The organism is Calothrix sp. NIES-3974 (genome assembly GCF_002368395.1).
Taxonomy (GTDB): domain Bacteria; phylum Cyanobacteriota; class Cyanobacteriia; order Cyanobacteriales; family Nostocaceae; genus NIES-3974.
The window spans coordinates 256025-277267 of the sequence record NZ_AP018254.1 but is presented as its reverse complement, the minus strand read 5'-3'; the positions used below and the strand labels follow the sequence as shown (position 1 = coordinate 277267).

Genomic DNA, 21243 nt, shown 5'->3' with positions numbered 1-21243 from the left:
TTAAATTTGTGGTTCCAATAAACGGGTTTGTGGACGTGCAGTTAATATATCCTGAACCACCTGTAAACCAGCAACCAACATCAGCGAACCAATTACAACAATTGGTAATAACCCATGTCCCAAAAATGCGATCGCGATCGCAATTATTCCAGCGATCAAACGATATTTAGCCCGCAATCGACAAAAACGGATCAAACCTAAACGGTGAAATATAGCCATGGAAAACCAACACAACGCTGCTGCTCCACACAATAGCCAACGAATTGCATCCGGTAAGGGTTGAGTTTGTGTACTGAGCAAGACTTTTTCCACAGCCACCCCAACACTGGTGACACCGATAACTTATGCTTTTATTATCGGCAATTAGGCTCAACTCAAGCAAATTATTTGATTTGACTGTTAATCCACTCAATCACCTTTTGTCCTAAGCGAACACCATTAAACCGGTCAATTTCCCGAATACCCGTGGGACTTGTCACATTTACTTCCGTCAAATATCCACCGATGACATCAATCCCGACAAAAATCAACCCATCTTCCCGCAACTTCGGAGCTAATTGACTACAAATCTCATACTCTCGCTCCGTAATTTCCGTAGCTGCCACCGTTCCCCCCGTGGCCATATTATTCCGGAAATCCGCCCCAGAAGACAAACGGTTAATTGCCCCAATCGGTTCCCCATTCAGCAAAATAATCCGTTTATCCCCATCCTTGGCAGCAGGTAAGTATTCCTGTACCATCACCGGAACCGAACCTTGATGGGTACTTAACTCCAGAATTGAATTAAAATTGCGATCGCCTGGTTGCAAAAATAAGATTCCTTCCCCCGCTTTGTTTCCTAGAGGTTTAAGAATTGCTGCACCTTTAGCTTCCAAAAATTCACGGATAACTTTTTTATCCGCACTCACAATTGTTTCCGGGATGGCTTGGGTAAATTGGAGGGCGTACATTTTTTCGTTGGCTGCTCGAATCCCTTGAGGGTGGTTGATTACCAGGGTTTGGTTGGGGTCGATATAATCCAGGATATAGGTGGCAAATAAATAGGGAATATTTACAGGTGGGTCAGTACGCATGAATACCGCGTCAAAGTTTGCCAAGGGTGTAAACTCCTGGGGGGATAAGCGATACCAATCTGCAACTGCAATCCACCTGTCATCAACTAGTTCAATCGGTGTCAACTCCGCACGCTGAACATAAGCATAGGCTTGATTATTGATTACACTTAAATATTCAGCTTGAGTAATCCAAACCTCATGTCCTAACACATGGGCTGCTTCCATCAGTGCTACACTCGTATCATGGCAAGGATCGAGCTTGTGGATGGGGTCAATAATAAAAGCAAGTTTCACAGATTTTCACCTTGGACAGACGATTTTGGATTTTAGATTACCCTACGGGAAGCCGCACTACGTGCGTCTATGGATTTTAGATTAACCCCCTTTGCCAGCTGTAGATTAGGTAGAGAGTCCCGTAGAACCTCTATACTTAGCTCGTAGTAGCGCTCCTTGCGCTACAGCAAGAGCGTTCTTCTAGAGTAGCGCTACTACAAACAAAATATTTAACCATAATATGGCGCTGGACTAGGCAAACAGCAGCTTACCGTTTACTAATGCATCCTAAACCAACATCATGTCCAACTTTCCTTGTGCATCCAATGCATAAATGTCATCACAACCCCCCACATGAACATCATTAATAAAAATCTGTGGAAGACTACGTCGTCCATTTGCACGAATTGCCATTGCATTCCGCGCTTCCTCATCTCCATCAATTCCGTATTCAATAAAATCCACCCCTTTACGCTTCAGCAAGTTTTTCGCACGAATGCAAAAGGGACAGCTAGACCAAGTATAAATTTCTACTCTAGAAGTCATAGTATTTTGACAGATAGTAACATTTCTTAATTTTAAAACGTAGCCAGCCAGGAATCAAAGTTCGGTTTTCCTGTCCAGATATAAATCCCCGACTTTTTGTCAAAAGCCGGGGTATATTAATTATTATCAATCAAAGAGTAATTTATTCAGCCACTTGAGAATTTTCTAAGTTTAGTTTCTTTTTCATTTTCAATGCACCGAGAGCCATTAAACCGAGTGCAGCAGTGGTTGCAGGTTCAGGAACTTTTTGGACAGGGTTTTTAGGATTGACTACCGTGGTGGATGGAGGGGGAGAAGAAGGTTGCTCCGGTACGATTGGTGCAGGTGGTTGCTCTACAGGTGGTTGTTCTACAGGTGGTTGAGCTACGGGTGGTTGTTCTACAGGTGGTTGAGCTACGGGTGGTTGAGCTACAGGTGGTTGAGCTACAGGTGGTTGAGCTACAGGTGGTTGAGCTACAGGTGGTTCGGGTGGTTTAGGTGGTGCTACGTAAGGTGTGTAGTTAGCCACGAATATGGAAGCGTGGGATAAGGCTTGAGCGTTTCCTCTTCCATTCACCGATGTACCGATGGTATTGAAAGTACCTGTGAGGGAAGATAGGCTGGATAAATTCACATTTTCAAAGAGATAAGCTGCGTAGCTGTTTGCAGCTTTGAGGGTGATCACGAAGGTGCTTAAGCCATCTGTATGGCCACTAGTAAATAAATCTGTGAAAGATAGACTTCCTGAAGTTTGATCTTGTTGAGCAGTGAAACCGATATTGGAGCTACCATCGGATTTTCCTTGTAACGACCAATTTAAACCGGAACCTAAGTTAAAGCTACTGCTTAGGCTTTTGGTTAGGTCAACAGTACCAGTATCATTACCACTGGCATTATAGCAGGATGTGGCGCTGATTCCAGCAAATATGATATCAGTTAGGCTACACTTTGCACCTGAAGAAGTAGAGGTTGTTGTAGTAGAAGTAGTGGTTGAAGGGGTGGAGGTGGTTGTAGTAGAAGTAGTGGTTGAAGGGGTGGAGCTTGAAGTTGTAGTTGAAGCTTTGTTCCCGTTTCCATTACCGTTTCCGTTTTTTGCCATTGCAGGATTGACGTTTAGTAAGGAGACAGAAACAGCCGTAAGACCGACAATGGTTTTGAGATAAATTGATTTTTTCATTGACTGATTTATTTCCTGGGATAAATGTGATTTTATTTGCAAAACCAATCTAGTGATGAATATGACCATTTGTCGATGAAATACTCTTACTTTTATTTATTCTTTATCAAAATAATTACAAGTATATTGCTTTGAAAAAATATGTATAAATTAGTTAATTATACGGGTGACAATTATGAGTGTCGAAGTTTCAGGTAAATATTTGGCTGACATGGATGGTGATTAATTGCGTATTTATTGGGAGTATTCAGAAGTTGGATTTCTCTGAGAAACCCGACTTCTCAGGCATCAGTTAAGTTGAATGAAATTTATTCTTGAATTTACGATTATTCAGATATATTTTTTGCAACTCTTGTTTTTTGACTAATTAATTACTAATTTCAGTATTTCTCACATTGATAAATTGACATTTATGTATAAGTTATCTTTTTTGTTTAGTTTCCGGATAAAGAAACACATAATAATTATTCTCAAAATTAAACTTATATAAATAGATTTCGGGAGGGAGACGCGATATAACCTCTTTCAGAGGAGCTGAACGCTAACGCGTCTCTACAATTATTTTGGGTTTACTAATTTTCTTATGAACCGTATTAGAGTATAGGGATGCTGATGGAAAACATCCCTATGAATCAATCCAATACAGTCCATCAAGCAAATCAATATTTAATACGTAACCTTGACAAATCCGCCTTCCATTTTTACCGATTTGATGGGTGGTAAATTCAAGCTAGATAAACCTTGCTTGGTGACACTAGCCATTTTATCCTTGACTTGGGTGCTACTAAGTTGGGTTTTGACAGAATCCGCGATCGCATTTTTAATTTTGCCCTTGTAACCAGTAAAGTGGTTACAGATGTCTTTGCCGATTTTACAAATTCCGTTCATTTGGAATTCCCCTCCCACATCCACTTTGGTCAGTTGGAGGATAATACCACCTTAATCGCGAATTAAAACCTAGTTACCAAAAAGTAACTACTTTACTTCCCCAGAAAAATCTTTTAGTATCAACACCTGACGGAAGAAAACTACCAGGTTCATATGTCTAACATTGCCATCGTCTACTTTTCCGGAAGCGGTCATACCCATTTAATGGCAGAAGCGATCGCAACTGGTGCAAATCAAGTTCCCTCCACCCAAGTAGAGCTATTGCGGATTCAAGGTGAAGATATTACTAATGGTCGTTGGCGGAATGACGAATATATGGCCAAATTAAATCAAGCTGATGGGATTATTTTTGGTTCCCCTACCTATATGGGTGGTGTTGCGGCACAGTTTAAAGCTTTTATCGATGCAGCGAGTGAAGCTTGGTTCCAACAAGCTTGGAAAGATAAAATCGCTGGTGGGTTTACCCATTCCAGTTCCCAAAGTGGAGATAAACAGGGAACTTTACTTTACATGGCCATTAACGCCGCCCAACATAGTATGATTTGGGTAAATGCGGGTGATATGCCCAGTCATTACCTTGGCAAGGATGATGGTGTTAATCGTCTTGGTTCTTTTATGGGGGTAATGGGATATACACCAATGGATACAAATGGTAAACCAGCCGAAATTTATGAAGGCGATCGCCTAACTGCAATCAACTATGGTAAACGGATTGCCGAAATTGTCCAACGCTTCCAAAAATAACTACTGACAAGGGTCTGCTGTAAAAGTTTTTTAGTAGAGGTAGGGAATGGGGAGTAGGGGGTAGGGAATATTTTGACAAGGGTCTGCTGTAAAAGTTTTTTAGTAGGAGGTAGGGAATGGGGAGTAGGGAGTAGGGAATATTTATAAGCTTTCCATTCCACTTTTCCAAAGACCCCAAAAATTATCAATGCAAGGTTTTGAAGTTTTATATACCCATGTATTTGCACTTTTTTCAGCCAAAATAGCCTCAACAGCTTACAATATGAAAGTCTGACTATTTTTCAGAAAACCCTAACTATCCCGTGGGAACATTACAAATTATCGTCATTGGTGGAGGTGCAGCTGGTTTTTTCGGTGCGATCGCTGCTGCTAAATCTCACCCTCACCCCCAAGTCACTATTCTAGAAGCGAGTCCCCAGGTTTTGGGTAAAGTGCGTATTTCCGGGGGTGGACGTTGTAATGTCACCCACGCTTGTTTTGAGCCAAAACTATTAGTTCAGAACTATCCCAGGGGAAATAAAGCTCTATTAGGTGCGTTTTCCCGCTTCCAAGCTCAGGATACCGTAACTTGGTTTCAAAAACATGGTGTCCATCTAAAAACGGAAGCTGACGGACGCATGTTCCCCATTACCGATACATCGGAAACCATTACCAGTTGCTTAGTTAACGCTGCAAATGCAGCCAAAATCAAAATTCAAACCCGCACCCCCGTAAATCGTGTCACCTACCACCGGGGTAAATACGAAATTACCCTGAAATCAGGGGAAAAACAAGAATGCGATCGCCTTCTCATGGCTACAGGTAGCAACCCAATTGGTTATCAAATTGCCCAATCCTTGGGACATACTATCATTTCTCCCGTTCCCTCCCTATTTACTTTTAATGTTCGCGATACCCAATTAAACCAGCTTGCAGGAATCAGCCTTCCCAATGTCAAAATTAAACTATCCGTTCCTGACCATCCGGGATTGGAACAAACCGGTGCATTCCTAATTACCCATTGGGGATTTAGTGGTCCTGTCATCCTCAAATTATCTGCATGGGGAGCGAGGATATTACACCAACATCGCTACCAAGCCAAGTTACAAATTAATTTTCTTCCCCATCTTTCCCCAGAGGAAATCCGTCAACAACTAATTCAAACTAAAGAGGAAGTACCTCGCAAAACCATGTTTTTATATCGGGGTGTGGAAATTCCCCACAGACTGTGGCAATATTTACTTTCCCGTGCCAATATTCAGGAACAAGTCCGGTGGGCTGAAGTTTCCAAAAGGCAAATTAACCAGTTAATCACCGAACTCACCCAAGGACAATATCTTGTCAGTGGAAAAGGGGTATTTAAAGACGAATTCGTCACCTGTGGAGGAGTTGATCTCAAGGAAATTAACTTTAAAACAATGGAAAGTAAAATTTCTCCCGGTTTATATTTTGCTGGAGAAATCCTCGATATTGATGGTATCACGGGGGGGTTTAATTTTCAAAGTGCTTGGACAACTGGTTATTTAGCTGGTTGTGCGATGGCTATTTAATAATGCTTCCACCAGTGCTTGAGCCGTTTTTAACCGTTCTCTATCCTTGGATTTCGCTACCCAAATTGCCAATTCATTTAAGGCTCCATTGACCAAATGGGCAAAACCCTCCACATCGATGGTATGTAATTTGCCCTCCTCTACCACTACCTGAATCCCCTGATGCAGCAAACCAAACCCATATTGATCAAACTCTACCAAGGTATCCGCCGCTAAAACTGCGGGTGCTTCAATGTACACAATTCTCTGTAAATCACCCCGTTGAGCAATTTCTAAAAAAGCCTGACAACCAACTACTAATTGCTCCCAAGAATCTTCCAACCCTTCTATTTTATGACCAATATAATCCGTCATTTCGTCATAGGCTTCAGCCACTACAGCCTTAAATACCCCTAACTTATCGCCAAATTGATGATACAACGCTCCACGGGTAATCCCCAACCCCTCGATAATCTCCTCAGTCCCAGTCGCTGCATACCCTTTGGTCGCAAACAAATAACGCGATCGCTCGATTATCGCTCGACGGGTACGGAGGGTCTGTTCGGCTTTGGTTAGTTTACTGGACATGGTTGGTGGGAGAATACAGGAGACAGGAGAAATAATCCCTCTTTAATTTCACTTTTGTCAAATCTTGCACCTTACTGATAAATACGTAAATAATCTAACTTAGAGTCATCAATTACTCTCATTTTTTACGTTTGATTTATAATCCATTTTAATGGACTTAATCTGTGAGACAGGAATTTCCAATCCCTGGCAGACAGGAGCGTAGTTGAGTATTTGAAAAATACTTAGTTAAATTTATTTCTAACTTCACCTGGCGCAAGGTGTCAGTGCTTAACTCACCGCGTTTTTCGCCGCTAGCAAATCATCAAATTAGCACATTTGTTTCTTAAAAGCTTATGTAAAAATGATATAAATATCAAGAATTTTAGTATATCTGACAAACATACATACAGAATGTATATTAACAAACTCAGCTTAATGTCCATATAGTTAGATACATACAGATTGTATCTTTTAGAAAAGAATCTCAAGGAGCTTGTCATGACGAATGGATTGACTACCCGGACAGCGACGAATGCGGATATTCCCTTTCTAGCGAGAATAGAGTATGAAGCCTCCCTACCACCTTTGAATCGGTGTTTTTGGGAGGATTTGTTAGAAGACACCCAGACGAGTGCATTAGCATTGATTGAAGCGGTGATGAGAGCGGGAGCATCCAATTGGGGGGAGGTGACAGACTTTTTAATTTTAGAAGAAAATGGAAAGCCTGTTGCAGCAGCAGCAGGATATGAACCGAATCAGGAGGATTATTGTCCCTTGCGGATATCTCGGTTAGCCAAAGTTGCACAGGAATTAAACTGGTCAGAGGAAACGATGGCAATATTTCGTGATCGCTATGAGTTATTGTGGGGTGGTAATTACCGACCCTTTTTTTTGACACCCCATGCACCTTGGATCATCGAAAATGTTGCCGTTTTACCAGAAGCAAGGGGTCGGGGACTGGGGAAAATCTTACTCAAAGCCCTATTAGAAAAAGGGCGATCGCAACACTACACCCACGCAGGTATTATGGTCATCAATGGTAACGAAATTGCCCGTCGTACCTACGAATCGATTGGGTTTAAACCCTACCAAACCTTTTATGGGGATTACTTCAGCGAGCAGTTTAATATACCATTTCCCGGTGTCACCAAATTCGGTTTTTGTTACTAGTACTCCACCACATATAGCAATCCGATTTAAGTAGTGAAAAATAGTGTGCCGTTGACCGATAACTGGTAACTGTTTCATGGGTTCCCTCTCCGGTCGAGACAACTTTTCTCTACTCCCTACTCCCTTTACTTAAATACATAAAATGGAATTTGGAACAATTGTAGTTGCAGGTGCAAGTCGTGGGATGGGATTAGCAGTTGCGGAACATCTACAACCTCGAACAAAACGTCTGGTGACGGTTTCTCGAACACAAGCACCCGTAGGAGAGTGGATTGCAGCTGACCTGTCGGAACTTAACGGCGTAGAAAAAGTCACACATACAATCGGTAGCGATCGCCTAGATGCATTATTGTATATGGGGGGAACCTGGGAAACCCATGCATTTACCAGTAGATATAGCTTTGAAAACTGTTCTGATGCAGATATCACCAAGGTCATTGCCGTAAATTTAGTAGCTCCGATACATTTAGTTAAGGCGTTGTTACCAGCTTTACGACGGTCTGATAACCCAAAAATCATAATTTATGGGTTCCCTCTCCGGTCGAGACAACTTTTCTGGACGAGAAGTAGCCAACAGAGCTTCTAAATTTGGTTTACAGTAGTACATTCCCTCCGGGAAGAATTGCGATCGCAACAAATCGGTGTCACCGTCATCAACCCTGGTTATGTCGCAACACCAGAGGTTTTAGCAGATTTAGCAGCCAATAATTTTTTCCGAGGAATTCATTGCGTTTCCCATGTCGTTTGGAGACAGCCAAATCAGAAAGTAGTCCCTATTAATGGTTCTAGTTGACAAGCTAGATTCACAGCTAGCTGTCTACCATTTGCTATAGATTCTGCTCCGACCAGAAACTTTTACTATGGATATTTACGTCCTTTTAAGAGACGAAGTGCATCTGCTTTGTTCATATTCAATTAACATATATAGAAACTAGGCAACGGACACAATTATCAGCGTAGGGAAGGTAAACAGTGGTGTAGATATTTTTTCCAGGTTATCGTTAGTGTTGTGTAAAATTTTGATAGATTATGTACCCTAAATTAGGATTTATAGTGTCACACATTAACAACCAATGGTGACAATATCATAAATCCTGATATAGAAGTTCATAGCGCGTCTACACAAATATATAAAATAATTGTTATCAGGTATTTAATTAGAAAATATTATAGAAATCAGATTTGATTAGTGAAAAACATGTGGCGAGGCAACTTATAACGTGGATATTCTCACGAAAAACCGCACTTATAAAGATAACCTCCTCCGTCACTTTGACTATAGCCAACTGGGAAAAAATATTAGCTGTTAATTCACTCCCATTCCCAAATCCTGATTTAAAAAACGTTTGCAACACATACAACAGGAGACGTAGCATTGCTACATCTCTACAAGATTCATCTGCTGCATTCTGTTCTCCAATTGGTATAACTAATCCCAAATCTCGAACCAAATAATTGGAACCTTTGGGTAAAATTTTCGACTTAAATTGTAAAAGCAACACCTACAAATTAGGTCTCAAATATGAAAGGTTTACTAAAGAATTTTGTGGCAATTTCTGCATTGTCATCCTTGGCTGTAATGCCTTTATTTTTAAATGCTGGTGAAGCAGCTGCTAGTCCGAGAAAAGGCACAGATGCTAGCTACATTGGAGCAGGATTTTCTGCAGGTGTAACTAATGGTGGACAGGATGGAGATGCGGCTACTTTTGGTGGCAATATCCACGGTCGATTAAAGTTAGGAAATACCCCCTTTTCTGCACGGGGACAAATTAATTTCAGTGATGAAACTAGCGCCATTATTCCCCATGTAACAGTTGATGTTCCCATCGGTGGACGCACAAATGCTTTTGTCGGTGCTGGTTATCAATTTGTCGAAAAAGACGGCAGACCCACCCCCAGTGGAAACAAAGATAGCGTTGCTGTCGTTGCCGGTGTAGAAAGCCAAGTTAGCAATAATGTGTTGTTATATAGCAATGTCACCAGTGGTATTAATGCCTATAGAAATAGTTCTGCCTCCAGTGTCAGCATTAATGGTGGTGTTGGCTTCAAATTTAGATAGACTTTAGATCGAAGCTATTCACGGAATAAATGATTTTTATTGATTAAATTGCGATCAGCAAAGCTTAATGCCTTTGGCATATCGCTGGGTTGTTTTTCGATCAACCCGGCTTTTTGGCGTGGTAGAATTAAAATATTCTGCTTAATCCCGACCGGATTACAGGAAATCATCGCCGAAGGGTGCTTCTAGCTTCAGAAGATTGAGTTGATGGCTCAGTGTCAATCCTCACTTGAGTCGTAAACTTTCATCGCTTCGGCGTTTAGCGATGCCTTAAAACGAGAATACGAAGTATCGAACGCCAATGGTAAACTCTGCTCCTCCCGCTCCCACCCGTAAACCCTCCAAAGTCGAAGGAATTAAAGAACGCAGTAATTTTTTGCGCGAACCGGTCGCGACGGAGTTACTTCAAGACACAAACCATTTTAGTGAAGAGGCGGTACAAATCCTCAAGTTCCACGGTTCCTATCAGCAAGATAACCGTGACAATCGGGTCAAGGGACAGGAAAAGGATTACCAAATGATGCTCCGCACCCGCAACCCTGGAGGATTTATTCCCCCCCAATTATATTTGGCACTAGATCGTTTGGCCGATGAATATGGCAACGGGACGTTACGAGCAACAACACGTCAAGGTTTCCAGCTACACGGAATTTTAAAGCAAAACCTCAAAGCCACAATTGCCACAATTGTACATAATTTGGGTTCGACTTTAGGTGCTTGTGGTGACTTAAACCGCAACGTGATGGCTCCTCCTGCACCCTTTAAAACCAAGCCGGAATACAATTATGCTTGGGAGTATGCCAATAATATTGCCGATTTGTTAACACCCCAAACTGGTGCTTACTATGAAATTTGGCTAGATGGGGAAAAAGTGGTTTCTGCTGAAGAAAATCCCGCAGTCAAAGCTGCACGTCAACAAAACGGTACGGGAACCATTATTCACAACAGCGAAGAACCCATCTATGGCACTCACTATATGCCACGTAAATTTAAAATTGCCGTGACGGTTCCGGGGGATAATTCCATTGATTTATACACCCAAGATTTAACTTTAGTGGTAATTACGGATAGCGATGGCAAACTGGAAGGATTTAATGTCTTTGCTGGTGGAGGTTTAGGACGCACCCACAACAAGGAAGAAACCTTTGCTCGTGTTGCTGACCCCATTTGCTATGTTGATCAAGCCGATGTCTACAGCTTGGTCAAAGCCATCGTTGCGACCCAAAGAGATTATGGCGATCGCACAGACCGTCGTCATGCTCGCTTAAAGTACCTGATCCATGATTGGGGTGTGTCCAAGTTCAAACATCAAGTTGAGGCTTTTTTTGGGAAACCCCTACAGCCCTTTAGAACCTTACCAGCTTTCAAATACGAAGACTTTCTTGGTTGGAATAAGCAAGGTGATGGGAAGTTATTTCTCGGCATTTCCATCGTCAATGGTCGCATCAAAGATGAAGGGAGCTTACAGCTAAAAACCGCACTACGGGAAATTATTGAAAAATATGAACTTCCCATGCGCGTCACTCCCCACCAAAACGTACTGCTGTACGATATCCCTCCCAAACACAAATCAGCCATCCAAGCCATTCTCGACCGTTGCGGTGTCATTGCCGACCCCAGCAAAATTGACTCCCTAGTGCGTTATAGCATGGCATGTCCAGCCTTACCCACCTGTGGACTCGCAATCACCGAATCGGAACGAGCAATTCCCGATGTCCTAGAACGGATTCGCACCCTACTCAACAAATTGGGTTTAAAGAAAGAACACTTTGTCATCCGTATGACCGGTTGTCCCAATGGATGTGCGCGTCCCTACATGGCAGAATTGGGATTTGTCGGTAGCTCTCCCGAATCTTACCAGGTTTGGCTGGGTGGTTGTCCCCACCAGACCCGGTTAGCCCAACCCTACACTGACAAAATGCACATCAACGACCTGGAAAGTTTGTTGGAACCCCTATTTGTGTTTTTCAAAAAATCCCGACAAAAAGGTGAAAGCTTCGGTGATTTTTGTGCTAGGGTTGGTTTGGATACGTTACGGGAATTTGCTAGCAATTATCACCCCAAAAGCGATAAAAATAACATGCTTGCTGGAAAAGTTCACTATCGTGTCGGTATCCGTGATGCCCTATACAGCGAACTTAAGGCTGCATCAGCACGTCAAGGTAAGTCAATGACGGATATTGCAGAAGTAGCTATTCGCACATACCTCCAGAATCTTGAAGATGCCAATAATGTTCATGATTAGGGTATGGGTGTATGGAGGGGATTTGTAAAATCTGACATCTAGGGTTGTTGACTGTTAACCGTCAACAGTCAACACTCAACAACCAACAGTCGGTAGTCATTAAGCGCAGCCTTTCTGCAGGGTATTACCAAAACCGATGAAACCAAAGTAGTAGTGAGTATTTTCCGACGGCTCTCCCCACCCGTAGTGCGATAGGGGAAGAGCAGCGATGAAACCAAAGTAGTAGTGAGTATTTTCCGACGGATATCTTTATTTTTTCTGGTAATTTTGGCAATTATAGGATTAATTGCCGGAATTTTGCTTGCTTCTCCCGCAATTATTATTCCCCCAGTTGAACCAGTGCAACCAGTTACTGCTTATGTGGTTGATGTGGGATTACATGCGAGATTGGTTTTACCTGACGAAGAGGGAGGATTAGTACAGTATGCCTATGGAGACTGGCATTATTTTGCGTTGCATCAGCAAGATTGGGGTAGTGGAATTGCAGCACTGTTAATTCCCACTCAGGGAACTCTGGGAAGAAGGAAATATCAAGATATAGCTGAGTTCAAGCAAGGGATAGGTAATCATATCACCGTTCTCAACTTTGCTGTCTCTGGAGTGCAAGCCAAAAAATTACAAAAATCCTTGGAGCAACGCTTTCAGCAAAATATGAATACACAAGTTTTTAACCCAGTTAATCAAATGAATTTTGTCAAAGATGACATGGAATATACCATATACCACAACAGTAATCACGAGTTAGTTGTATGGTTAGAAGATTTAGATTGTCGGGTTGAAGGTTTTGTGCTGCTGGCTAATTTTCAAGTTAAATCTTCTTAAATCCCCTCAAAAGATATAGCCTTTTCTAAGTAACTGAGGTACATCTCAAATTCTCTAGCTTTGATCAAAATACAAGCAGAATTACAATCGTACCTCACCAGACCGGGAACCGATATAGACGAGGTTTGAGAATTAAGTTTTATTTTGCTTAATTTATCAAAAAAACCGAATCTAGAGCTACGTCCTTGTCGGACGGCTTTCTGTATGTTAAAATGCTAAGACGGTTAGGGCATTAACTGTTAGGTTAGGTAATGTAAGGATAGGCATTAGCCTGCAATTGCTGCTTGAACCTAGAATATCCGCACTTGAGGGCTAGGAGTATGTCAATTGATTTTATCTAGCCTAATTGTCTCAATAATAGTAATACCTGTTGTTCAATTTGTCCTAGTGCTGTGGTTGCCACGGTTTTATCCACATCGTGAACTAACCAATACTCAATTTTATCCTCCCATTCCGGAAAGCGATCGCTCATTAAGGGACGATGTTCGGATTCATCTAAAGCAATCACCCTGGAAGCACTGTGAAAATCTGCTAAAGTGACAGCAGTGGGAAAACGCTCATCCTCAGTAATAATTATTCCCCTTTCTTGTAAAGCGTTTTTGGCGTATATCGAGATTGCTCCCACATTATTTATACCCCTTTCTATTGCTAGTCCACGGGAGTCGGCAAACCAATCTAATTCTTGTTTATGGGCATAATAATTAAATAGGTGTTCAGCAAAGCGACTGCGGTAATAGTTACCTGTACAGAGAAATAGAATTTTATCCATAATGAATGTGTACTTGGCTTTCATTCAAATGCTTGAGCGACCGTAACACATTCAGATTAACTTTGTCTTAAGAGGTTGCTTTGAATACTTAGGGTCTGCGGAAAAATTCTTTTCGTGAGGGTAGGGAACAGGGAGTAGGAAATAATCTACATATACTGCGTACACCAAAACCCATGAAAGTGTTTTTCCCTTATTCCCCCACTCCCTATTTTCTCGCGAGAAATTTATATGTTGGGTTACGGTACAGAGAATAAACCAGAAGGAAGCAAATCTATTTATGCACCTTCACCCAACCGACGCTAAACCCAATTCAATTTTTAGATAATTTCACCTACCTATCGAGGTAGTCCTGGTACTCCGAAGGGAAATACGCATAAAGTATCATTTTGAACTACTCTTCCGGAATTGGTGGAAACTGAACTTTGGTAAACTTCCGCACTTGAATGTCTACCGCTAATTGATTGGGTTTGTTTGTTGATACTGATTGTGGTAGTTGTAGGCATGTTACTAAATAAATCAGTATTAGTTGTATTCATGCAGTCAGGAGAATTCCCTGTCTGCTCCACTGGAATGGTTTGAATTACAACTGAATTAGGGTCGGCTAATGCTACGGACGGAATGATTAAACCTAGTGCGGTTAGCCCTAGCAGATAGTATCTTTTCAACATTTTGTAGACCTCATTGGTTATTAGTTGTGTGGTGTGTTTCGGGAAAACGCTGGAACAAAAAGTAGTAATTTTGACTAAACTTTTTCAGTTAGCAGGCGATATGGTGACATATTAACAACTACCGATGTATCAACTTTCAAGTTTAAACGCGAGTCGGATTGAGGCTTATGACTGAATCCTAAATTATCAAACCTGCCTACACATAATATTTTTACCCAAAAAGTTTAGGTTTGTCCATGCAGAATATTAAGAATGTTTTTGATTTCGGGTGTTCCCTGGCGCTCCACCACATTATTTACGACTAATTTGTAAAGTAGAAACCACCCTTTGAAATGCTTGTTGATGCTCTTCACCTTCGGGATGGCTAATGACAATCATTCTACTGCCATCCTCTATTGGGATCACAATATGTTCAAATTCCAATAATCCCACTGAGCGAAAAGCTACAGCTTGTAGTCCGGCAACTGTTTTGGGAGAAAAGTTTCCTGGTGAGTCAAAAGTTGGATTTTGTGCAATCCATTCATTCACGGGTAGTTTTTGGAGATTATCCTCCACCGTGATATTTAGGTTTCCTGGTGGTGCAGAATTATCAAATTTGCCAGCTTTGAAAGCTTGATAATCTTGACTTTGCCAAATATCCACAGATTTTTGGGGTTGATTGACTTGAACGACGTAATCGGGTGGATACTCAAACTTAATTCCTAAATCTGGGTTTTGATAGATATTACCAGCTTTACTGATAATTTGGGGGGAAGGTTGTGGTGTAGGTGTTGCTGGGGTTGTTGGTTGGGGTGTGGAGATATTGGGGTTAGGAGTTGGGGTTGGTGTAACTGTGATGGGTGCAGGTGTTGTCGGGGGTGAATCCGATGGAACCTTGAGGGTGATAGTTGGAGCGGGAGCGTTGGGGATGGTTGCGTCGGGGGTAGGAGTTGCAGTGCTAGTAGTGGATTCGCTCACTGGGGATGATTCTGGTTGACAAGCAGCCATCAAAGAACCGAGACACACACCAATTAACAAATAACGACGAAGAACCATAGAATTTGCTTGGCAATAAAAATTTAGATATACTTCAAGCGGTGAGTTATTAGCTATACCCTACGGGAAAGCTTACGCCTATAGTCAGAAGTGCAGGGGCGTTGTCCCTCTAGAACATCAGATGATGACCGTGTAAAGTATATACTAAATTCGGCAAAATTTGCGATCGCGATCATGCTGGGGGAATTGCCAGGAGTAGGCAAAATGGCTGATTCCTTCAATGCGATTGGCATAGCGACGCAAAGCTCGCATTTGTACTTCTAAAGGAGGACGATTGCCAATACTTGTTCCCCAATTTCCAGCGATCGCGGGAATCACCTTGGTTCCTGGTCGAACTGTGTTCACAACCCGTTGCACTTCATCAGTAATACAGGTATGGCTACCACAATTAGCATAAGACATCGCGTGGAATTCCAAATTGCGGGGGAAGCGATCCCAAGGTTGTAAACGGGAATCGTAACCCCGACCGACAATTTGATTGCCATAGGGAAAAAACACCGCACCAGCAGGAATACCCAGTTGTTGAGCAGGATAAGCAGCCATCTCTAAAAAGTCTACTATGCCCTGCATTGTATGGGCTACCGATAACTGCCACAAATCCCATTGCAATTGGGGTTGACGTTGGGCATTGGTTAAAGCTTTACTACTATTTTGAGTACGACCTTGCCACATTGGTTCCCCTTCTTGAGGAAACAGTTGATCGACCTGGTTGATATCACTAGCAGAAACGTAACCTTGAGCAAGAAAACGACGTACCAATTCCCATCCCTTGCGGTTTTGGACTCTCTGTAGTAGAGCTTGTTGAGTTGCTGGTGAATATAACCATAGATCCGTCACCCTAGTTGCAATGGAATTCGTACCAGCTTGGCGGGGATAACGGATATAATCAAACAAAATTCCATCCGGACGACGACGCAGAACCTCCTGTACCATTAAGTAATAATCGCGACGAGCTTGGGGATGGTAGGGGTCAATAAACACCTGGGTTCCATTATCAACCACATATAAACTAGTTTGTCCTTTGCCATTGCGAGCGATCACATCTTCCCGATCTTCCCTCTGGGCATAACTAAATCCAAAATTAGTCGTATACATCCACGAATAGACTTTTAAACCCCGCTCCCGTCCCCTTTGAATTGCCGTCGCCAACAAATCCACATGCTCTGCACCAGCCGTCTGAATCACCGAAGGCCAAACCGTGGGATTACTTCGCAGAGGAAGTAACACCCGTCCATCGTAAAATGTTTCCACATACACCTGGTTATAGCCCTGATTCACCACCCGATCCATGATTTGCTCAATCGCACCACCGGCGATGTCACACGGGTATAAACGCAACCATACTGCTTGATTCTGTGGCCAGGTACGACGACGACAATCCCTAATGATTTGAGCATGTTGTTTCAGTAAATTTTGGTAGCGAGATTGGGCAGATTTATCACCTTTAAAACTGGCAATCCGTAAATTTTCCTTTTCCCGTACCGCAGCAGGAGACAGTTGGCAAAATTCATTCACAGCTTGTGCAGAACTGGATGTATTATCAATCCACGGCACTAACAAGAAACTGATGAAACCAAATAAGATATGCCAACCCAATCGTGATTTTTTGACCACTCCACTATTCCTTCTTTTTTAAGCTCTATGCCTACTACCCTGTTTTTTCTGAGCAGGTTGGCAATATCCTCATTTACCACTTGATGACAAATTGTGCGTCATGTCACAATTATGGGAATCTTTACTGTATTAACACAAAACCCATAAAAATAGACAGAATCTCTCTAGTTTCGAGTTCCTGTCTGGAAATTAATTCAATTTGGGTGGTTTATCATCTATGCACCACGTTGCAGAGCATTTTCCACCTGTTTAAATTCTTGTTCTAAACGGGTTTTGAGTTTTTCCGGAACAGGACGATTCGGATAGGAACTATAATGTCCAGCCAAAGAGTTTAAAGCTGTCCGCATAGTTGTAAAAGAATTTAAATTTGCCACCGAACCATCCCGTTGATACCTAGCAGCAAAATCATTAATTTTTTTCCGTGCTTCTGCCTGAATTGCTGCCTTATTTGGAGCATCATTGGGTAACTCAATCGCGCTACGAAGGATATTAACTACAGCCAGTGTATCTTGTCGATAATCTCCAGTTAAAGCTGTTGGATCAGAGGAACAACCCATCAAACCCACAACCACCACCAGCACTAATGCAAGTAAACGTGAAAAATAGCGCTTCATAAACATCCAGTCAATAAATACCTAAATCAAAAACCATCCTATCTCGGATTGGTATCATCGGGATCGGAATTAATACGAAGAATGCAGGAGACCTCCCTCGGATTATGATTGGGGGGTTAGTGCATTTTTACTTTGTCCAGGAAATTATCCAGGGAAAGGAAATTTTACCCAGGGAACGCGATCGCATTATTGACGGATTGATCTATATTGCTAATGGCTGCGACTCAATGTTGTCCATAAACCAGTGAAGGGTGCGCGATCGCACAACTTACCAATGACTGATACTGGTCTTTGTTAATTCCTAACAGTTGTTTGACTCGAGTGGGGTATTTTCTGATTTAATCCAAAACTATATTCATTTTTATTTTGAGTGGTAGATGTGTATTTTCTTTTTCTACCACTTTTTTGTGCCCAATTTATATTTAGAAGGGCTCTAATGTAACCCACCATTCGGCAAAAAGCCTTACCCCTACTTACTGTACAGACGACCCGACGGGTCGTCTCCAATCCCTGATCTGAACGACAATTTTCACCACCCACCTACTTACTACCACTAATCCCACATCTGAATATATATAGCAATCCGATTTAAGTAGTGAAAAATAACGTGCTGTTGACTGGTGACTGGTGACTGGTGACTATTAACAGTCAACTGTCAATCGTCAACAACCCTACATGTAAGATTTCACAAATCCCGCTCGGACTGCGGTATAACGGGGAGATTAGTAGCAGTTTGTGGTGTTAATCGATGTAATCTACCACGTCTTCGGTTTTATATCGAACTTTAGGTCGTTGTGCTTGCGGATCATCCGATGCACGATATCCCGCAGGGCAAACTACAACTGCGCTGTATCCCTGTGCAGTCAATCCTAAAACCTGATTATACTGGTCAGGAACAAAACCTTCCATAGGACAGGTATCTACCCCTAACATCGCCGCAGTGGTCATAAACTGGGCTAAAGCAATATAAACTTGGCGTGCAGACCATTCGTTTTTATCTAGGGGATAGGGAGGGTTGTTTAAAAAGCCTTTAACAACTTGGGCGAACTTTTCCAGGTTTTCTACCGGAACACCTTGAACTTCCGCCATTCTCCTGACGTAACGATCCACATCTGCGTCGTCTACATCTTTTTTAATCGCAAATACAACCAGATGGGAAGCATCTACTACCTGTTTTTGTCCCCAGGAATGGGGTAGCAAGGCTTGACGAATTTCTGGATTTCGGACTACAAAAAACTTCCACGGTTGTAAACCAAAGGAGGAAGGAGCCAACACTAAACTTTGTTCTAGGACTTTCCAGATATCATCGGGGATTTTTTTACTGGGGTCAAATTTTTTAGTAGCATAGCGCCACTTCAACTGTTGTAGAACGGTATCGGCTGCGGAAACTGCGGTAGTCATCGGTAAACCATCGAATCATTTCTCAATCAATATAACGATACATCGGTCATTTGAACAACATTTTTCCAATTTCCAAGTAAGTTAAATCCCAGTACCAAGTTCGGGACAATTTTTAAACTGGCTTAAACCAGTGGAAAATCTGGTTTATTTCTTGATATTGTCATACTTACCAATTGAATAAGCTTGACTTTTATATAATGGGAATGTGGCTTGCCCAAAAAATTTTACAACTATCCCATTATGTTACATATAAACTAATCATCCCACAGAAAAGACCAAAAATATCATTTATTAACAATTTGACAAAATCTACAGGCAATACATCTTAATTTTCTTTTCTTTAACAGACTCCAGTCAGATAACCCGATTTTAGAGGTTCTGATTACTATTCCCTATTCTCAAAGCAAGGAATTCGCCTCTGCATAAACCTAGTACCACACGGCGTAAATACGCCTACCTTTTTCCTCGTACCCATGCTCCGCATAGATGCGGAATCTACGAAGTTCCTACCTCGTGAATGAAGGCAGTAGCCCTCGCTGACTGAGTCGCAGAGCATAGTCACTAGATAAAAGTTGTGACTAACTTAATACTCGTTGTGACTAACTTAATACTCGGTTTATTTCCGCCAACCTGTACTAGCTCAAATATCATTTCCAGACAAAATACCTGCTATTATGTGCTTTTTTGCCCTTTTGACTAGGTATAAATTATACACTCGTCACCTCTGAACCTGGAGATTTTATCAGTCCTTAAGTCAACAAAACGAATGTACTTACTTAGTGGCGGCAAAAAGTTCAGCTAGTTAAGCGTTCGGACTTTCTAGCTTACTTACAAATACTTAATTTCCTGAGAATTTGAAATATTTGAAACACTAAAATAACTTTCACAATTGAAAGTGAAAATACAGACAAAATACCTGGCGTTTGATAAAGAAAAAGACATTCATGAGTATTGACTGAGTTAGGTAATATACATCAAGATGGTGATGTGACAACCAAATACAATTCAAGGTTGCACAACAAAAGCATAGAAGCAATACATTGCAGAACAAACTTTCTTTTCTTTCAGGAGAATAAAACTATGGCAAGTATCAAAGTTGCGGAATTACGTCCCGCAGGTTCTGAACTTTTTCAAGATTCAGAAAGCTTCATGAATGAGTTAAACGAAATGGACACCCTCTCCGTTCATGGCGGCTATGATAGCGGTTACGGAGTATTCACCAACTACCTTTTCCTCGGATATAAAGATCACCTTGCATACGACATCAACAAGTATGCGATTGGTGTGATTGCTGGTTTAGCAAGCAAATTCAACTTTAGTGGCTACTACTATCCCAGCTACTACTAAATTTCATTTGTTTGATGATCAAGAATGAATACATTTATGACTGGGAATCCAGAAACAAGGAATAAGAATTCTACGCAGAGCATAGAAATCTCAATCCTTGCAAATAAATAGTTTTTAACCTATCCCGATTATAAGTGAACTTCTTGATCAAGTCAAGAATTATGGGTCTGTTGTCACTTCATTGCTGTCTATTGTAATGGAGGTGATAACAGCTTTTTATGCAATTTTTTCAAATGCAGCAATCCGATTTTAGTCGTGAAAAATAGCGTGTCATTGACTGGTGACTGTTAAACATCAACTGTCAGCCGTTAACAACCCTACATGTAAGATTTCACAAATCCTGCTCTAACAATTGTATGTAAATATTATTTTTCCGTCATTGATGATGTCATTTGAAAATTGGAATTGTTGTAGTAGGTATGTAAATTTAACGCTGATGACAGCATTGATGATTAGATTGAGTGATGAGGATGAACATGGCAAGAATTGAAGTTCAAGATTTACACATATTAAGAAGTGATGCCAAAAGTTTTATCAATGAAATTAGCGATTTAGATGCTAGTCATATTCATGGTGGGAGGAATAGGTTAGGTCGAAGAGAGATATTTTTGTTAAATTTATTTAGTATTTGGATGGAAGGATTTATAACATTAGCTGCGATGGATTATATCTTCCGATTGGCTTCAAATTTCTCTCCGACAAATTCTCCTAGACGAAGATTCCCATTTCCCTAATTCTTGAATACATATCTATTTGTGA

General features: G+C 41.5%; 23 protein-coding genes. 10 read left to right on the top strand and 13 right to left on the bottom strand.

Annotated features, from left to right (window positions below; all coding sequences use genetic code 11):
• The 5 genes from CDC37_RS01040 to CDC37_RS01020 all read right to left on the bottom strand — a co-directional run bounded on the left by CDC37_RS01040 (position 1) and on the right by CDC37_RS01020 (position 3918).
• Entirely contained in the window at positions 1 to 312 is a 312-nt protein-coding gene (locus CDC37_RS01040; RefSeq protein WP_157780614.1) for a hypothetical protein, read from the bottom strand.
• A 71-nt stretch (positions 313 to 383) separates the two neighbouring features.
• Positions 384 to 1349, bottom strand: coding sequence for a glutathione synthase (gene gshB / locus CDC37_RS01035; protein ID WP_096620081.1), 966 nt, complete (start codon positions 1347 to 1349; stop codon positions 384 to 386).
• Between the two features lie 267 nt (positions 1350 to 1616).
• Positions 1617 to 1874 (bottom strand): glutaredoxin 3, encoded by a 258-nt coding sequence (gene grxC / locus CDC37_RS01030; RefSeq protein ID WP_096620080.1) that lies wholly within the window; start codon positions 1872 to 1874, stop codon positions 1617 to 1619.
• Positions 1875 to 2016: 142 nt separating this feature from the next.
• Positions 2017 to 3030 carry a PEP-CTERM sorting domain-containing protein gene (locus CDC37_RS25070; RefSeq protein ID WP_096620079.1) on the bottom strand — a complete coding sequence of 338 codons (1014 nt, stop codon included), beginning with the start codon at positions 3028 to 3030 and terminating at the stop codon, positions 2017 to 2019.
• Between the two features lie 666 nt (positions 3031 to 3696).
• A complete protein-coding gene (locus tag CDC37_RS01020) occupies positions 3697 to 3918 on the bottom strand; it encodes a hypothetical protein (RefSeq protein ID WP_157780613.1) in 222 nt (73 codons plus the stop codon).
• A gap of 153 nt (positions 3919 to 4071) precedes the next feature.
• Here CDC37_RS01020 and CDC37_RS01015 point away from each other — a divergent pair, with 153 nt between their 5' ends.
• Both CDC37_RS01015 and CDC37_RS01010 read left to right on the top strand, forming a co-directional pair.
• Complete coding sequence (locus CDC37_RS01015; protein ID WP_096620077.1) at positions 4072 to 4662, top strand: flavodoxin family protein; 591 nt, start codon at positions 4072 to 4074, stop codon at positions 4660 to 4662.
• Between the two features lie 302 nt (positions 4663 to 4964).
• Positions 4965 to 6191: an NAD(P)/FAD-dependent oxidoreductase gene (locus CDC37_RS01010; RefSeq protein ID WP_096620076.1), complete on the top strand. Its 1227-nt coding sequence runs from the start codon at positions 4965 to 4967 to the stop codon at positions 6189 to 6191.
• On the opposite strand, the gene CDC37_RS01005 is transcribed toward CDC37_RS01010, so the two are convergent.
• Positions 6165 to 6758, bottom strand: coding sequence for a TetR/AcrR family transcriptional regulator (locus CDC37_RS01005; protein ID WP_096620075.1), 594 nt, complete (start codon positions 6756 to 6758; stop codon positions 6165 to 6167). The two genes, CDC37_RS01010 and CDC37_RS01005, sit on opposite strands and share 27 nt — an antisense overlap.
• Before the next feature lie 480 nt (positions 6759 to 7238).
• Here CDC37_RS01005 and CDC37_RS01000 point away from each other — a divergent pair, with 480 nt between their 5' ends.
• The 4 genes from CDC37_RS01000 to CDC37_RS00985 all read left to right on the top strand — a co-directional run bounded on the left by CDC37_RS01000 (position 7239) and on the right by CDC37_RS00985 (position 9969).
• The gene (locus CDC37_RS01000) at positions 7239 to 7910 is read left to right on the top strand and encodes a GNAT family N-acetyltransferase (RefSeq protein WP_096620074.1); all 672 of its coding nucleotides are present in this window, start codon (positions 7239 to 7241) and stop codon (positions 7908 to 7910) included.
• 142 nt (positions 7911 to 8052) lie between these two features.
• A complete protein-coding gene (locus tag CDC37_RS00995) occupies positions 8053 to 8496 on the top strand; it encodes an SDR family NAD(P)-dependent oxidoreductase (protein ID WP_197707033.1) in 444 nt (147 codons plus the stop codon).
• Between the two features lie 36 nt (positions 8497 to 8532).
• A complete protein-coding gene (locus CDC37_RS24830) occupies positions 8533 to 8703 on the top strand; it encodes a hypothetical protein (protein WP_197707032.1) in 171 nt (56 codons plus the stop codon).
• Positions 8704 to 9432: 729 nt separating this feature from the next.
• Positions 9433 to 9969, top strand: coding sequence for a hypothetical protein (locus tag CDC37_RS00985; protein ID WP_096620072.1), 537 nt, complete (start codon positions 9433 to 9435; stop codon positions 9967 to 9969).
• A gap of 14 nt (positions 9970 to 9983) precedes the next feature.
• Here CDC37_RS00985 and CDC37_RS23855 read toward each other — a convergent pair whose 3' ends face one another.
• A complete protein-coding gene (locus CDC37_RS23855; protein WP_157780612.1) occupies positions 9984 to 10139 on the bottom strand; it encodes a hypothetical protein in 156 nt (51 codons plus the stop codon).
• A gap of 131 nt (positions 10140 to 10270) precedes the next feature.
• On the opposite strand from CDC37_RS23855, the gene sir reads away from it, so the two are divergent.
• On the top strand, positions 10271 to 12214 hold the full coding sequence (sir, locus tag CDC37_RS00980) for a sulfite reductase, ferredoxin dependent (protein WP_096620071.1): 1944 nt from the start codon (positions 10271 to 10273) through the stop codon (positions 12212 to 12214).
• 267 nt (positions 12215 to 12481) lie between these two features.
• Positions 12482 to 13036 (top strand): DUF2459 domain-containing protein, encoded by a 555-nt coding sequence (locus CDC37_RS00975; RefSeq protein ID WP_231943177.1) that lies wholly within the window; start codon positions 12482 to 12484, stop codon positions 13034 to 13036.
• A gap of 337 nt (positions 13037 to 13373) precedes the next feature.
• On the opposite strand, the gene CDC37_RS00970 is transcribed toward CDC37_RS00975, so the two are convergent.
• From CDC37_RS00970 to CDC37_RS00945, 6 genes are all read right to left on the bottom strand, one after another.
• Complete coding sequence (locus tag CDC37_RS00970; RefSeq protein ID WP_096620070.1) at positions 13374 to 13805, bottom strand: arsenate-mycothiol transferase ArsC; 432 nt, start codon at positions 13803 to 13805, stop codon at positions 13374 to 13376.
• Between the two features lie 335 nt (positions 13806 to 14140).
• Positions 14141 to 14473 (bottom strand): hypothetical protein, encoded by a 333-nt coding sequence (locus CDC37_RS00965; protein ID WP_096620069.1) that lies wholly within the window; start codon positions 14471 to 14473, stop codon positions 14141 to 14143.
• A gap of 291 nt (positions 14474 to 14764) precedes the next feature.
• Complete coding sequence (locus CDC37_RS00960; RefSeq protein ID WP_096620068.1) at positions 14765 to 15508, bottom strand: hypothetical protein; 744 nt, start codon at positions 15506 to 15508, stop codon at positions 14765 to 14767.
• A gap of 144 nt (positions 15509 to 15652) precedes the next feature.
• Positions 15653 to 17122, bottom strand: a complete 1470-nt coding sequence (locus CDC37_RS00955; RefSeq protein WP_172892737.1) for a family 10 glycosylhydrolase — start codon at positions 17120 to 17122, stop codon at positions 15653 to 15655.
• Positions 17123 to 17337: 215 nt separating this feature from the next.
• Positions 17338 to 17736 carry a photosystem II protein Psb27 gene (gene psb27 / locus CDC37_RS00950; RefSeq protein WP_096625777.1) on the bottom strand — a complete coding sequence of 133 codons (399 nt, stop codon included), beginning with the start codon at positions 17734 to 17736 and terminating at the stop codon, positions 17338 to 17340.
• A 741-nt stretch (positions 17737 to 18477) separates the two neighbouring features.
• A complete protein-coding gene (locus tag CDC37_RS00945) occupies positions 18478 to 19137 on the bottom strand; it encodes an NAD(P)H-dependent oxidoreductase (RefSeq protein WP_096620067.1) in 660 nt (219 codons plus the stop codon).
• A 1080-nt stretch (positions 19138 to 20217) separates the two neighbouring features.
• Here CDC37_RS00945 and CDC37_RS00940 point away from each other — a divergent pair.
• Positions 20218 to 20484, top strand: coding sequence for a hypothetical protein (locus tag CDC37_RS00940; protein WP_096620066.1), 267 nt, complete (start codon positions 20218 to 20220; stop codon positions 20482 to 20484).
• A 470-nt stretch (positions 20485 to 20954) separates the two neighbouring features.
• The gene (locus CDC37_RS23850; RefSeq protein ID WP_172892736.1) at positions 20955 to 21218 is read left to right on the top strand and encodes a hypothetical protein; all 264 of its coding nucleotides are present in this window, start codon (positions 20955 to 20957) and stop codon (positions 21216 to 21218) included.
• The last annotated feature ends 25 nt before the right edge of the window (positions 21219 to 21243 follow it).